Origin of the sequence: Proteiniphilum acetatigenes DSM 18083 (assembly GCF_000380985.1) — a bacterium.
GTDB lineage: Bacteria > Bacteroidota > Bacteroidia > Bacteroidales > Dysgonomonadaceae > Proteiniphilum > Proteiniphilum acetatigenes.
The window spans coordinates 121,788-136,475 of the sequence record NZ_KB905694.1 but is presented as its reverse complement, the minus strand read 5'-3'; the positions used below and the strand labels follow the sequence as shown (position 1 = coordinate 136,475).

Below are 14,688 nucleotides of genomic sequence, written 5' to 3'. Positions count from 1 at the left end.
ATAAAAGACAAAAATACGATTAATATTCGTGATGAAAAAAAATGAAATGTTAAAACGGTCCTTATCACGGATATCTTTCAACTCTACTATGAATCGTCTCAAAACAAAGAAGGAGAAAAATCCAGTGGTTCTCCTCCTTCCCGGTTATTGAATAGGATAAGCAGTAGTAAACTGTTTTTTACAATCCTTTTTCTGCAAGATAACGTTCCGCATCTATAGCAGCCCTGCATCCGGTTCCGGCTGCCGTGACAGCCTGACGGTAAATGGGATCGGCTGCGTCGCCACAGGCGAAAACACCTCCGACATTGGTTTTTGCAGTAGGGTGTTCAGTAATAATATAACCTACCTTGTCCATCTTGATGAAATCTTTGAATATATCAGTGTTGGGAGTGTGGCCGATAGCGAGGAAGAATCCGTCGATGGGGAGGTCGTACCGTTCCTCATCCTGTTCACCCATGCGTTTTACCAAATGGACGCCTTCCACTCCGTTTTCACCGTAGAGACCTACCGCATTATGTTCGAAAAGGATATCAATTTTGGGATTATTCATTACACGCTCCTGCATGATCTTCGAAGCACGCAGGTGATCCTTGCGGACAATCATGTAGACTTTGTTAGCCAGGCCTGACAGATAGGTAGCCTCTTCACAGGCAGTATCGCCGCCGCCGACTACAGCTACCACTTTCTTACGATAAAAGAAACCGTCGCAGGTAGCACAGGCCGACACTCCTTGTCCGGCGTACTTGATTTCATCCAGTAGGCCGAGGTATTTGGCAGATGCTCCGGTAGAGATAATGACTGTGTCAGCCTCAATCACCTGTTCATTGTCAATGGTTACTTTGAGCGGACGTACCGAAAAGTCGACAGCAGTAGCTCTTCCGGAACGGACTTCCGTGCCGAATCTTTGCGCCTGTTTTTTAAGATCTTCCATCATCTCCGGCCCTGTAATCCCCTCGGGATAACCGGGGAAATTCTCTACCTCGGTGGTAGTCGTTAGCTGTCCTCCCGGCTCCAAACCCTCATAAAGAATGGGTTCGAGATTTGCTCGTGAAGCGTAAATGGCAGCTGTATAGCCGGCCGGTCCTGATCCGATGATCAGGCAACGTGTTTTATTTCTCATATTTATTTTTCAATTACATTAGTCGTTTTGAGTCGCCTTCGCTCCTCGATTTCCAATTCTCGCTATGGTAGAGGCCAAACTTGTTTGGCCTCTAATCATTTAGCTTAATGAAAACGTTGAATTTAAAATCCTTCTTCACTGTTGTTATACCGGGAGAAGGTGTATGGGTTATTAATTAGTTCAAAGTTACAACTTTTCTTCCATATACCGCATCGGTTATTATCATAATCTATTTGCAGTAAACGGAAAATATGGACTTACCTGAGATCCACTATTTCAACGCCGGGATAATCGTTTTTGTCGAATCTGAATATGGTATCACTAAATTGATGATTAGTGTTGTAGCCGGAAATATCGATTTTATTTTTCATTCCATCGGCCATGGTAAGGATCACTTGTATGATATTGCCGCTCTCCTTATCAATGGCTGCAGTGATAGATTTAAAATCTTTATTCTGACTGGCGGGAACCATGTCGATCAGGTGTGTGCTCCTTCCGCTGATTGTTTTGGAAGCAGGTGTTTTCAACGTAAATCCGTTCTTGTATATCCCCAGAAGCGCCAGCGGGCTGATAGAAGCTATTTCACTGGTTGTAGGAGCACTGATATTCACTTCGTTCACATCTTTCATCAATACCCATTGAGTTTTTCCGTCGAACCAGATATCCATCGCTTCCATCTCGAGTTTGAATTTATCGCCTTTTATATAGGCTTCTCCTGACTGGGGTATATAGGCTGTTCCATCCTTATCGGTCAGTGTCGATTTGAATGATAATCTGATACCGTCGGAAGCCTCGTAAGTGGCATATGCTTTGTCCAAAAGCGCCCTGGCATCGTTTGAATTCTGGGCGAATGTATATCCTGACAGGAGAAAAATTAATAATATGGATGTGATCGTCTTCATTTTAGCTGTTTTGGTTTTATTTGTTTGATGGATTGGACTGCAAAAACGGGAGTTAGTTTATTTTGACAGTCTACATCCGAAGATTATACCGATCGCTTACCTCAATGAATCCAACAACTTTTCCAGTGAATATTCATCGGCAATGAATACTTCGCGGGGCTTGCTGCCCTGTACGGCACCTACTATTCCTGCGGCTTCGAGTTGATCCATCAGTCTTCCGGCACGGTTATAGCCGATAGAGAACTTACGCTGTATAAGCGAGGTAGATCCCTGCTGATGTACTACGATAAGGCGGGCGGCCTCATCAAAAAGAGGATCCCTGTCACCCAGGTCGGCAGCACCGGGTCCGGCTTCCATATCGGAAATCACCTCCGGAAGTGCGAAAGCAGCATCATACCCCCGCTGTTTTCCGATGTATTGGGAGATCTCTTCCACTTCGGGAGTATCCACAAATGCACACTGGATACGGATAAGCGAACTTCCTTGTGAAAAGAGCATATCCCCCCGTCCGATGAGCTGGTTGGCCCCGCTCATGTCGAGAATGGTGCGGGAGTCGATCTGGGAAGTAACCCGGAAGGCCATCCTGGCAGGAAAGTTCGCTTTGATGGTTCCGGTGATGATGTTGGTAGTAGGACGCTGTGTGGCGATTACCATATGCATCCCTACGGCACGCGCTTTCTGTGCAATACGGGCGATAGGCATCTCGATCTCTTTTCCGGCCGTCATGATCAGATCACCAAACTCATCAATCACTACCACGATGTAAGGCATATACCTATGTCCCTTTTCGGGGTTCAGACGGCGTTTGACAAACTTTTCGTTATATTCCTTGACGGTACGGACGTGCGCCTTCATCAGCAACTCATAACGGTCGTCCATCTCTTTGGTGAGTGAGTTCAGTGTCTGGGTCACTTTGGTCACATCGGTGATAATGGCTTTCTCTTCATCCGGCAGTTTCGCCAGATAGTGCTTTTCGACAGCGGAATAGATATTGAACTCCACCATCTTGGGGTCGATCAGTACCATCTTCATCTCCGACGGATGCTTTTTATACAACAAAGAGGTAATGATGGCGTTCAAGCCGACCGATTTTCCTTGCCCGGTGGCCCCTGCCACTAACAGGTGGGGCATTTTGGTAAGGTCGAAGATAAAGACTTCGTTGGTAATGGTCTTTCCCAATGCTACAGGTAGTTCGTAGTCACATTCCTGAAACTTTTTGGAGCTGATCACCGATTGCATCGAAACGATCTGCGGGTCTTTATTGGGAACTTCAATACCGATGGTTCCCTTTCCGGGCATGGGTGCAATGATACGGATACCCAGTGCGGAGAGGCTGAGTGCAATATCATCTTCAAGATTCCTGATCTTTGAAATACGTACGCCCGCTTGAGGTACGATCTCGTAAAGCGTAATAGTAGGACCTACAGTCGCTTTGATAGAGGTTATTTCGATACCGTAATTGCGTAATGTGTGAATGATCTTTTCTTTATTTTCATTCTGCTCGTCCATATCCACAGCTCTGTCGCCTGTATTATATATCTTCAACAGGTTCATAGTGGGGAATCTGAATGAAGAGAGATCTTTCCGCGGGTCGTAATCTTCTTCCAACTCCGGTGTCAATTCCGGAAGCCCGGTTTCTTCTTTTTGCTTATTTTCTTCCGCATGGGGTGTGTGGATAGCTTCATCATCCTCCGGAACGATCACTTCGAAATCATCCTCTACCTGAAGTAGCTTCTTTGTTACGGATGGCTTTGGAGATATAGTCGTGGACTCCGTAAAGTTGTGTGTAGTATTGGCAGTTGGGGTTTCCCGTTGCACTGTCTGAGGTGTTTCTTTATCCTGCTCATATGCTTCCTGTTCGTGCTCCTCTTCCCTGAAAGGCTTTACTTTCTTCAACCATGTGAAGAACCGCCTGATCAATCCCGGCTTTTTCTCTTTTTCAGGCTCATCCCAGTCGTCTTCTTCAATGGTAGAGGATATTTCGTTTTGCGGAGCAAAAGAGGATGTACTATTGATCAGTGTCTCCTGTATCTTGTACATCGAACTCTTCCGGAATGCCACTACAATAATCGTGATGAACAATAAGATAAGCAATATAATGCCCGGCCATCCTACACTGTTTTCCAATATCTGTTCAATCTGGATACCATGTGAGCCACCCCATTTTACATGAGTATCCGGAAAAAGCCTGTCCAGAATGAAGGCGCTGGAGACTGAACCGCCGATAAGACCGAATGCGGTGATAAAAAGGGCTTTCAGGAATGAGAGACTCGTAACATTCATTATACGCAATCCGATATAGATCAGGAAGATGGGAATAAGTGCAGAGAACAGGCCAAACCAGTCATTCACCAGTCTTTCTGCAATGTAGGCACCGCCTGCACCCGTCCAGTTATCTATCTCGGATGCGCCCGAGCGTACTACCTCTAAGTATGTTTTGTTTATTACTTTGCTTTGGTCGTCTGCGCCGGTAAAAAAGAATGATACAATAGCAAGCAACATGAAGATACCCATGAAGGCGATAATCACCCCCGAGATGAAATGTACCCGTTCATTCTTCAAAAAGGAGACAATCCTCTTCTTTTGTCCTTGTTTTGGTTTTTGTCTTTGTCTTTTTTTCTTTCTTCTGGCCATATAGGATATATTTCCTGGACTGTTTGTAATTGCTGCAATCTATAACATAAACGCTTTGCAAAAACGTTAGTACAAAAGTAATAAAAAAATACTGTATAACAGAAGAATGTAGGTAAACAAACTAAGTGTCTGGAAAATAAGTTAGTTGAGCGTTGTTCCGCTATATTCTTCTGGTATGTAAAAATGAAGAATTATCCAACGGCTTTTCCTTTTTAGCTGAGCAATGTCTATCTATTCCCTTTCCTGTTCTTATTCCGGAAACTGCTGAAATGCTTTTCACCGGATTACCGGATGATAAACCTTTTGTGTTTGATATAGCTGAAATAAATTGCTTCAATCCATTGCTTATTTACATATAAATTATATCTTAGCAAACAGATGACAGAGTTAACTATATTACTCTTTTCCAGAATATTGTTCTAACAATCTCGGGCTGAATTGCTGCATCATGTTGAGCGCCTTCTGCATAGTCTCTTCTTCCGTAGCCCGGTGTAATGTATCGTTAGCAGAAGTGGAATAGTATCCGCGTACCGAACCGTCGGTGATCTCTTTTAAAAGGGTATCTCCGACATAGGGAACGCCGAGCGTATAGAAGGTCTGCGCCCGTTGCAGCAGGTTGTCGACCAGTATAGTGTATTTCTCCTTGTCATATTGTTGATAAATACTTGTGATCTGCAGCAGGGGATTAATGTTGTTCCAGATCACATCAGAGAGTGTATTTGATAGCTGTATAGGATTTAACCGTACGAACCAGTCGAGGTTCCTGTTTATTCTATCGCTGATGTCTGCAATAAGCGCTTCTGCCTTCTCTCTTTCGCCCAGACGGTAGTATGCCCTGGCAAAAATTATCTCGTCAGGACCGTAAGCCACGGCCGACGAGGGAATCATGGTTGTGACTTTATCCAGTGCTGTGAGCGCTTTTTCGTTCTCTCCCTCATCAATCAGGGTATCGATCAGTTGTGTGAAAGAAAGGCGGTAGGAGGAAAGCATCCCCCGGCTGGTTTCATCGAGGTAGATATCCGGATTCTTTTCAAGCCCTCCCCACCTGAATTTGTTCACCATATTGTCGTATGCGGCTTCTATATTCACTCCGTTATAAAGAGGCGTACCGGGCACTACCTGATAAGTAAGGCCGTTGAGCGAGAAGTTGCGGTTTTTCAGGTTCATATAGAGCGACGGGGTGACGGTGGTTGCGAAATGGACGGGGCGCTGCCAGTGACCGTCATTGATATTGTCGAGCATCTCCAGGATCATCTGCTCACTAAAAGAGACATACGACTTACCTTTAAGATCAATATACATCTTGTCCGAGGGTTTTGCCGCAAGGCTTTTCCAGTTTACCCGCACAGTATCCACATCTAACGAAAGAACGTTGCCTGGGATAACAAGCATATCATCGATATTGTAAAGTTGAGTCATCGGTTTGTTTTGTCCCGTCTTCAGGTTCTCCATCGTATGCTTCAGGGAAAGCGTGTCTTTAAAGGCATTCACATCGAAATAGGATCCGAAAGAAATGGATGGAATATTATTCTGACGGAGTATATCTTCCTGGGCTTGCCTTGTAATTACGAGTGCACCGCTTCCTTCTTTACCTGCATACTGCCGGCGTGTCCACTTTATAGGGAGCGGTTCCGACTCGTATGTCTGACGCAACAGTTGGTCCACATACCATTCCGTCTGGAGGAAGCTGAGGTTGGTGACCCGCACGTCGGTACGGAAGCCTTCGGTTTCCTGTACGTACCAAAGCGGATAGGTGTCGTTATCGCCATTGGTGAAGAGAATGGCGTTCTCACCCACGCAGCTCAGGAAATTCATCCCGGTATCCCTTGCCAGGGTCCTTCCCGAACGGTCGTGGTCGTCCCAGTTCTGCGAGGCCATCTGTACAGGAACGCAGAGGGTTGCCACTGTAGCAAGCATCGTAGCAGCAGTGGTATTCTTTATATATTTCCTTAAGAAGTAGCTGATACCGGCCACTCCCATCCCGACCCAGATGGAGAAGGCATAAAAGGACCCTGCATAGGCGTAGTCCCGTTCCCTCGGCTCATATGGCGTCTGGTTGAGGTAGAGGATGATGGCCAGGCCGGTCATAAAGAAGAGCATGAAGACTATGGCGAAACTCTGTTTTCCTCTCTTTTTCAGTTGTAGCTGGTAAAGGATACCGATAATGCCGAGCAGCAGGGGCAGCATATAGTATTTGTTATGCCCCTTGTTGTCGACGATATCGGGCGCGATATTATCCTGAGGTCCCAATCCCAGCACATGCTCGTCGAAGAAAGGAATTCCGGTGATCCCGTTACCGGCGGTAATACTGCCGTGGCCTTGTATATCGTTCTGCCTGCCGGAGAAATTCCACATGAAATAGCGCCAGTACATGTGGTTGACCTGGTAGCTGAAAAGGAACTTCAGGTTCTGCCAGAAAGTGGGCTTTTGGTTCAGGTCGGTCACACCTCCCCATTGTTCGTATCCCATGCTATGGTTCCTAAACGACGGATTCCCGGAGTGCGAGTGCATCCTGGGGAGCAACATGGTATTGGTGTATTTATAGTTGATCGATGTCACTTTCTTTTCGTATCGGTCTTTTTGTTCGGGCGAAGTTTTCACTACCGGCCGATAGGACGTACGTTCACTCTCTACAATATACGATCCGTCGGCATTCCTTGCTGGTTGAGAGGCATAAGTAGTTCCATAGAGAAGAGGTCTCTGTCCGTACTGTTCACGGCTCAGCATACCTCCGAGCGAAAAGATATTCTCCGGTTTATTCAGGTCGAGTGGAGGATTGGCGTTTGACCGGATAGGGATTATTGCATAGGCTGAGAAACCTATAACGATGACCATCAGGCAGGTTGCCGCAAGATTGATAAATCTGACCTCTAATTTTTTATATCTGAATGCAAAATAAGCACCTGCGGCAATGAGTAATACCCATAGCCGGGCATTGCTGCCGATGAAAAGGACTCCCGTCATACCCAGGCTGATAAAGAAAGCAGTCCTGGCACGGCGTTCCTGCCCTTTCGGGGAGAACGTTTCATAGAGTGTCCATCCGATCACGCCTACCAGAAGAATAATATAGACAAGTGTGCCTGTATGGTATGAAAATCCCAACGTGTTCACAAAGAAGAGTTCGAACCATCCGCCTACTTTTGTGAAACCGGGGATGATCCCCCACATTAATATAGCGATAAGTCCGAAGGACAACAGAAGGGCCTTGATCCCGCCTTTCCAGTCGGGATTTTCATTCTTCTTGAAGTAGTAGACCAGCACAATTGCCGGGATGCATAACAGGTTGAGCTGGTGCACGCCGATAGATAACCCCATGACATAGGCGATCAGTACGATCCATTTGTCGGAATGGGGTTTGTCGGCATTATCCTCCCATTTAAGGATCAGCCAGAACACCAGGGCGGTGAGCATGGATGAGAAGGCGTATACTTCACCCTCTACGGCCGAGAACCAGAATGTGTCGGAAAAAGTGTAGACCAGTGCACCCACAAGGCCGCTGCCGATCACTGCGATCGTTTGGCCCATACTGAGTTCACCTCCCTCTTTTGCAATAATGAGCTTACGGGTCAGATGGGTGATGGTCCAGAAAAGGAACAGGATGGTAAGCGCACTCATCAATGCCGACATGCTGTTGACCATTTTGGCCACCTGCGACGGATCCTGTGTTAACTGGGTGAAGAGATTACCCACCAGCATGAAAATAGGTGCACCGGGGGGATGACCCACTTCCAGCTTATAGGCCTGGGTGATGAATTCTCCGCAGTCCCAGAAACTGGCCGTGGGTTCAATAGTCATTAGATATACGATTGCAGATACAAGAAAGACGCTCCAGCCTGATATTAAATTAATTAGTTTATATCCCTTCATCTTAGGTACGTTTTACATGATATGCAAAGATAAGAAAAACCATAAAGAATACTGTTCAAATTCAATAGAATTGGAATTAAAGTATAATGTAAATTCCTATGTTATGAATTACGAAATAAAAAAATAATAGAGCTCATGATAAATTATCTTCCTTTGTAAATTAGATGCTTTTATAGATCAGATTAGAATAGTTTAACCTTTTTGATGCAGTATTTTAGTAAGCAATTGCATCTATATAGCAAGTATGTGTATCGGGGAGTATATACAGGCTTCATAGAGTTGATTGCGTTATTTTATAGTATATCATGTCTGAATTGTTTAAACAGGTACTTGTCATTACTGTTATCCTCTTCTCTTTTTTAGGGGAAGCCTATGCTCAACATAGGGAAAACTATGGGGATTCATTCCCGTTTTCCATACTGCCCGGCCGTGAATTTAAATTAGAGTACCACCCTAAATTGATACAGGGTTTAAATCCGGATCTGATGAGGCCAAATAAACTCATAAAAGAAAATATCCTCTCAGGGACTCCTCTTCCATACGAACCGTCACTCTATGAAATCTGGCATAGGCCAATGTATAATGATATGAATTTACTGGGAAGATTACTGAATTCCAACCTCATTTCTTATCCGGTATTGGGCAAAAATACTTTTTACCTGTCCGGTACACAGGATTTTATGCCTGGAATATCTTCCATGAATAGTATGACGGCAGGTTTTATGATGCAACCAATGGACAATTGGATCATCAATATAAGTGGTTCTGCCGTTAAATACCAGGATTTTATTGACATTCACAATGATTTTACCATCAACGCCTCTACCTATATCGCCCTTTCAGATAACTGGGGAATAAATATATTTGGGGGTTATTCAATGAATGCAATGAAAAATATGGTCGGGGGAGTTGACACGAAGTCGCCATTCGCGCCCAGTTCTTATTTTGGTGGAAGCCTGGAATATAAATTTACGGACAAGTTCAGCCTGGAGGGCGGTATGAGACGGGAGTTTAATCCCTGGCTGCGAAGATGGGAAAGTGTCTATTATATAGTACCGAAATTTAACTTTGGTCTATTCTATGAAAGTTCAGAAAAACAGCGGGAAAGGACCGATCGGTTAGTGAAAGCGTATACTAATAATTGGTGAAGGATGTCCGCAAAGAACGCCTATTTCTTCTTGCCTGCCAGATAGATACCTCCGATCAGGAGAATAACAGCCCCCGCGAGTTGAATGTAAGCCGTTTGTTTGGAACCCTTATCTTCGGCAGTGATCTCTACACCTAATATTTCCACCGAGTTGGAACTTTCCTGTAATCCGGTTATCCCCAGATATCCTAAAAAAATTGCTCCTCCAATAAGAATGATACCAATAATAGTTTTCATATGATTATTTTTAATTTGTGATATGCTCATCCTCTTTGTTGTCGGATGAATGATCTGTTTCTGTTTTGTTGATGACTTCAATCGGCTTATCGCCTATTATTTCTACAATCCTCGTGGAAACAGCGTATTCGTCGGGATAGATCTTTCCTCCGATTTCATTGGCCCATGCTTTTGTGAATTCGGCACCGATATAGACAATAATGGACGAATAGTATATCCATGAAAGAAGGATAATGAGAAATGCGGCGGCACCGTATACCGACATGGTATTGCGTGTCCCGAGATAAACGGATATGGCAAATTGGCCGATCAGGAAAAAGATAGTTGTAACAATGCCTCCTACCATTACATCCTGAAACTTTATTTTAGCATCGGGCAATATTTTGAAGATCAATATGAATAGAGAAGATACGACCAGGATATTCAGAACCATCCCGATAACCTGAAAAAGAATGGCTGTTATATCCGGGAAATAAGCAATTAATTGTTGCCTCAAACTGTTTATCAGGGTGGAAACGGATAAGGTGATCAGCAATAGAAATCCCAGGATCAGAATAATGGAGAAAGAGAGCACTCTGTTTCTTAAATAGTGCAACCATCCTTTTTTAGGCTTGGGTTTTATGCCCCATATGGTGTTCAAGGAAGTTTGCATCTCCGCAAAAATGGCTGTGGCACCGAAGATCATTACTCCTAAACTTATAAGTCTCGCCAGAGAGGAACTGTCTGATTCCGATGTATTTCTTATAATGGCCTGAACCTGCGTAGTAACTTCGCTGCCCATCAACTCATTCATTGTTCCGTATACTTGAGATGAGATATCCTGATCAAACCAGGTACCGAAAGTAACGATGAAAGTAAGAAAGGGCACAAGGGCAAAAATAGTGGCATAAGCTAAAGAGGCACTTAGCTTGGTTACCCCGTCATTTGTAAATCCTTTTATGGTCAACCTAATGATATTAAGGATCGATCGGGATGAAATTCTCTTACGGATATGTTCTTTTGCCATAATAACAGTTAGCTACTGCCTGTATAACAAAGTTTTCCTGTTCATTGTTCTTCCTTCGATGTATGGAATAATCTTACCTGCTTAAAAGCGAAAGGTCCGCGAATCACTTCGCAGACCTTCCTTGTTAACACAATCTTCATGAAACAAACTACACTATCGAGTTGATTGCAGAATGATAATCCGGCTCCTGTGCAATCTCAGGAACCAGTTCGGTATATACTACCTTTCCTTCCGGGTCTACTACTACCACAGCCCGGGCTAAAAGACCTTTCAACGGGCCGTCGGTCATCAGCAGACCGTAATCTTCTCCAAATGACTTGTTGCGGAAACTGGAAAGTGTGACAACATTTTCAATACCTTCTGCAGCACAGAATCTTCCGGCTGCAAAGGGCAGATCCGCAGAAATACAAAGCACTACCGTATTTTTCAGCGAAGCGGCTTCTTGATTGAAGCGACGCACCGAAGCGGCGCATACACCGGTATCGATACTCGGAAAGATATTGAGAACAACATATTTCCCTTTGAAGTCCGATAACCCGGCTTCCGAAAGGTCACCCTTTACCAACGTGAAATCGGGTGCCACCGCGCCTTTTACGGGCAACTCTCCGCTTGTCTGAACGGGATTGCCTTTAAATGTAATACTTGCCATTATATTATTGCTTATTTAAATTTATTCAATTTCATTAGTCGTTTTGAGTCGCCTTTGCTTCTCTCTTTGTTAATCGAGTCGCCTTTGCTTCTCTCTTTGTTAATTGAGTCGCCTTTGCTTCTCGATTTTCAATTCTCGCTATGGGAAAGTTCAAGTATCCTCAACGAAAACATTCAAACAAGTTTGACTTTCTCTTATAGCTTAACGAAAACATTTTTAATTGTCCCTTTTCTGTAATCTCTAAACAAAGAGTTTATTTAAATGTTCATGGCTATTACATTTTTAACTTTAAATGCAAGTTATTATAATTCCTCTTTAAGATAAACCGCAGTATAACTTTTTCCGTTATTGACAATCTCTTCAGGAGTCCCTTTAGCGAGGATCTGCCCCCCTCTTTCTCCTCCTTCCGGCCCCAGATCAATGATATAATCGGCACACTTGATAATATCGAGATTGTGTTCAATGACAATCACGGTATTGCCTTTTTCCACCAATTTATTCAATACTCCCAGGAGTACGCGAATATCTTCGAAGTGCAGTCCCGTCGTAGGTTCATCCAGCACATACAGGGTATTCCCCGTATCGATACGGGCCAGTTCAGTAGCCAGTTTCACCCGCTGACTCTCTCCTCCGGACAGGGTAGTGGAGGATTGTCCCAGTTTAATATATCCTAATCCAACCTCCTGCAATACTTTAATTTTATGCAATATGTTTGGCACATTTTCAAAAAAATCCACCGCTTCGTTGATAGTCATGTCCAATACATCCGCAATCGATTTTCCTTTAAATCGTACTTCCAGTGTTTCGCGGTTGTATCGTTTGCCATGACATTCTTCGCAAGGAACCATTACGTCGGGCAGGAAATTCATCTCAATGGTTTTATATCCGTTGCCGCCGCATTTTTCACAACGTCCGCCTTTCACATTAAAAGAGAATCTTCCCGGTTTATATCCCCTGATCTTGGCTTCCGGCATTCCGGCGAATAACAGGCGTATATCGGAGAAGACACCGGTGTAGGTAGCCGGGTTGGAGCGGGGCGTACGGCCTATGGGGGACTGGTCGACGCTCACCACCTTATCGAGATGCTCGATTCCTTTAACTGACCGGTAGGGCAGAGGATCTTTCAGTGACCGGTAAAATTTCTGGCTGAGGATCGGTTGCAGCGTTTCGTTGATCAATGTCGACTTTCCGCTGCCGGAAACGCCCGTCACGCAGAGGAGCGTCCCTAACGGAAAAGTAACTGTTACATTTTTAAGATTATTCCCCGACGCGCCTTCGATCGTGAGGTTTTTACCACTTCCTTTCCGTCTTTTTTCAGGGATGGCAATTTCTAATTTGCCGTTCAGATAGTTGGAGGTAAGTGTGTTTTTCTGCAACATTTCCGAAGGAAGTCCCTCAAATACCACATCGCCTCCTTTCTGACCGGCAAAAGGACCCATATCGACTATATAGTCAGACGCGAGCATCATGTCTTTGTCGTGTTCCACCACTACCACCGAGTTGCCAGAATCGCGCAGTTTCTTCAGCGAGTCGATCAGGCGGTGGTTATCGCGCTGGTGGAGACCGATGCTGGGTTCGTCAAGTATGTAAAGTACATTAACCAACTGCGATCCGATCTGGGTGGCCAATCGAATGCGCTGGCTCTCCCCACCGGAGAGGGATGCTGATGCACGCGAGAGCGAGAGGTATCCCAGCCCTACGTCCAGCAGGAACTGAAGGCGCGAAAGGATCTCTTTCTTAATCTCTCCTGCGATAAGCCGTTGCTTCTCCGTTACTTCCGTTTCGGAAGAGATAATCCAGTGATACAGCGAGTGTATGTCCATTTCTGCCAGTTCGGCGATATTTTTTCCGTTGATCTTGAAATGCAATGCCTCCCTGTTCAGTCGCTGTCCGTGGCATTCGGGGCAGACTGAGGTGGTGATGAACTGTCCTGCCCATTTCTGGGCGGTAGCCGAAGCTTCGTCTTCCTGCTGCATTTCAATGTATTTGGCGACACCTTCGTAGGAGACCATATAATTGGAGTTTCCCAGCGATTCATTCTTTATCTTGAGCCTTTCGTCGGTACCGTACATGATCTCATCGATAGCTTCTTGCGGGATATTTTTAATGGGTGTTTTTAATGTCACTCCATATTTTTCGCAGATGGCCGCAATTTGCCAGAAGAGCAGGTTGCTTCGTTCTTTTCCGAGAGGGACGATACCTCCTGCGGCGATGCTCAGGTTGGGGTCGGGTATGATCTTCTCGGTATCGATCTGATCTACTGAACCGATACCCTTGCAGCGGGGACAGGCTCCCTGTGGTGAGTTGAAAGAAAAATTATGGGGTGCAGGTTCATTATACGAAAGACCGGTGGTCGGGCACATAAGGCTGCGGCTGTAGTGGCGTACTTCGTCGGCCTCTACATCCTGTATAAGGATCAGGCCGGAACCCTGCTTCATGGCAGTACGTACGCTGCTTTGCAACTTGTCGGTGAATTTATTGGATACAACCAGCTTATCGATAAGAATTTCGATGTTGTGGTTCTTGTATCTGTCCACCCGCATGCCGGGAATGATTTCCCTGATCTCACCGTCGACCCTCACATTGAGGTATCCCTTTTTCCGGATCTGTTCGAACAGTTCCTTGTAGTGTCCTTTCCTGTTTCTCACTACCGGAGCAAGGATATAGATCTTTTTACCGATATACTTTTCCAGTATCAGTTCCAGTATCTGGCTGTCGGTATACTTTACCATTTTCTCCCCGGTAATATAGGAGTATGCCTCACCGGCACGGGCATAAAGCAGGCGGAGAAAGTCATATACTTCAGTAGTGGTGCCGACCGTAGAACGGGGATTTTTGTTGGTGGTCTTCTGTTCGATGGAAATAACCGGGCTTAAGCCGGTGATCTTATCCACGTCGGGACGCTCCATCTTTCCCAGAAATCCACGTGCATAAGCCGAGAAGGTTTCTATATAGCGACGCTGTCCTTCGGCAAAGATGGTGTCGAAAGCAAGTGATGATTTCCCGCTGCCGCTCAATCCGGTGATTACCGTGAGAGAGTCACGCGGAATAGTTACATCTATATTCTTTAAGTTGTGTACACGTGCGCCGTACACCTGTATCTGTTCAGTTTCGGATGCCATAGCC

The 14,688-nt window shown here is 45.1% G+C and carries 9 protein-coding genes; 1 reads left to right on the top strand and 8 read right to left on the bottom strand.

Features of this window, described 5'->3' with window-relative positions:
• Positions 1 to 178: 178 nt before the first annotated feature.
• From trxB to F597_RS0104870, 4 genes are all read right to left on the bottom strand, one after another.
• Positions 179 to 1,120 carry a thioredoxin-disulfide reductase gene (gene trxB / locus F597_RS0104890; protein ID WP_019538599.1) on the bottom strand — a complete coding sequence of 314 codons (942 nt, stop codon included), beginning with the start codon at positions 1,118 to 1,120 and terminating at the stop codon, positions 179 to 181.
• A 257-nt stretch (positions 1,121 to 1,377) separates the two neighbouring features.
• Complete coding sequence (lolA1, locus tag F597_RS0104885) at positions 1,378 to 2,022, bottom strand: outer membrane lipoprotein periplasmic chaperone LolA1 (RefSeq protein WP_019538598.1); 645 nt, start codon at positions 2,020 to 2,022, stop codon at positions 1,378 to 1,380.
• Positions 2,023 to 2,118: 96 nt separating this feature from the next.
• On the bottom strand, positions 2,119 to 4,656 hold the full coding sequence (locus tag F597_RS0104880) for an FtsK/SpoIIIE family DNA translocase (protein ID WP_019538597.1): 2,538 nt from the start codon (positions 4,654 to 4,656) through the stop codon (positions 2,119 to 2,121).
• 396 nt (positions 4,657 to 5,052) lie between these two features.
• On the bottom strand, positions 5,053 to 8,451 hold the full coding sequence (locus F597_RS0104870; protein WP_019538595.1) for a protein O-mannosyl-transferase family: 3,399 nt from the start codon (positions 8,449 to 8,451) through the stop codon (positions 5,053 to 5,055).
• 377 nt (positions 8,452 to 8,828) lie between these two features.
• Here F597_RS0104870 and F597_RS21495 point away from each other — a divergent pair, with 377 nt between their 5' ends.
• Positions 8,829 to 9,671: a hypothetical protein gene (locus F597_RS21495; RefSeq protein WP_019538594.1), complete on the top strand. Its 843-nt coding sequence runs from the start codon at positions 8,829 to 8,831 to the stop codon at positions 9,669 to 9,671.
• A 20-nt stretch (positions 9,672 to 9,691) separates the two neighbouring features.
• On the opposite strand, the gene F597_RS0104860 is transcribed toward F597_RS21495, so the two are convergent.
• From F597_RS0104860 to uvrA, 4 genes are all read right to left on the bottom strand, one after another.
• Positions 9,692 to 9,907, bottom strand: coding sequence for a hypothetical protein (locus tag F597_RS0104860; protein WP_139224037.1), 216 nt, complete (start codon positions 9,905 to 9,907; stop codon positions 9,692 to 9,694).
• Between the two features lie 10 nt (positions 9,908 to 9,917).
• Entirely contained in the window at positions 9,918 to 10,913 is a 996-nt protein-coding gene (locus F597_RS20155; protein WP_019538592.1) for a YihY/virulence factor BrkB family protein, read from the bottom strand.
• 148 nt (positions 10,914 to 11,061) lie between these two features.
• Positions 11,062 to 11,562 (bottom strand): thiol peroxidase, encoded by a 501-nt coding sequence (tpx, locus tag F597_RS0104850; protein ID WP_019538591.1) that lies wholly within the window; start codon positions 11,560 to 11,562, stop codon positions 11,062 to 11,064.
• 302 nt (positions 11,563 to 11,864) lie between these two features.
• Positions 11,865 to 14,684: an excinuclease ABC subunit UvrA gene (gene uvrA, locus F597_RS0104845; protein WP_081624337.1), complete on the bottom strand. Its 2,820-nt coding sequence runs from the start codon at positions 14,682 to 14,684 to the stop codon at positions 11,865 to 11,867.
• Positions 14,685 to 14,688: the final 4 nt, after the last annotated feature.

Bases quoted from the DNA above. Each gene is read 5' to 3' on its own strand.
- trxB (WP_019538599.1), bottom strand. From the start codon at position 1,120: ATGAGAAATAAAACACGTTGCCTGATCATCGGATCAGGACCGGCCGGC.
- lolA1 (WP_019538598.1), bottom strand. From the start codon at position 2,022: ATGAAGACGATCACATCCATATTATTAATTTTTCTCCTGTCAGGATAT.
- F597_RS0104880 (WP_019538597.1), bottom strand. From the start codon at position 4,656: ATGGCCAGAAGAAAGAAAAAAAGACAAAGACAAAAACCAAAACAAGGA.
- F597_RS0104870 (WP_019538595.1), bottom strand. From the start codon at position 8,451: ATGACTATTGAACCCACGGCCAGTTTCTGGGACTGCGGAGAATTCATC.
- F597_RS21495 (WP_019538594.1), top strand. From the start codon at position 8,829: ATGTCTGAATTGTTTAAACAGGTACTTGTCATTACTGTTATCCTCTTC.
- F597_RS0104860 (WP_139224037.1), bottom strand. From the start codon at position 9,907: ATGAAAACTATTATTGGTATCATTCTTATTGGAGGAGCAATTTTTTTA.
- F597_RS20155 (WP_019538592.1), bottom strand. From the start codon at position 10,913: ATGGCAAAAGAACATATCCGTAAGAGAATTTCATCCCGATCGATCCTT.
- tpx (WP_019538591.1), bottom strand. From the start codon at position 11,562: ATGGCAAGTATTACATTTAAAGGCAATCCCGTTCAGACAAGCGGAGAG.
- uvrA (WP_081624337.1), bottom strand. From the start codon at position 14,684: ATGGCATCCGAAACTGAACAGATACAGGTGTACGGCGCACGTGTACAC.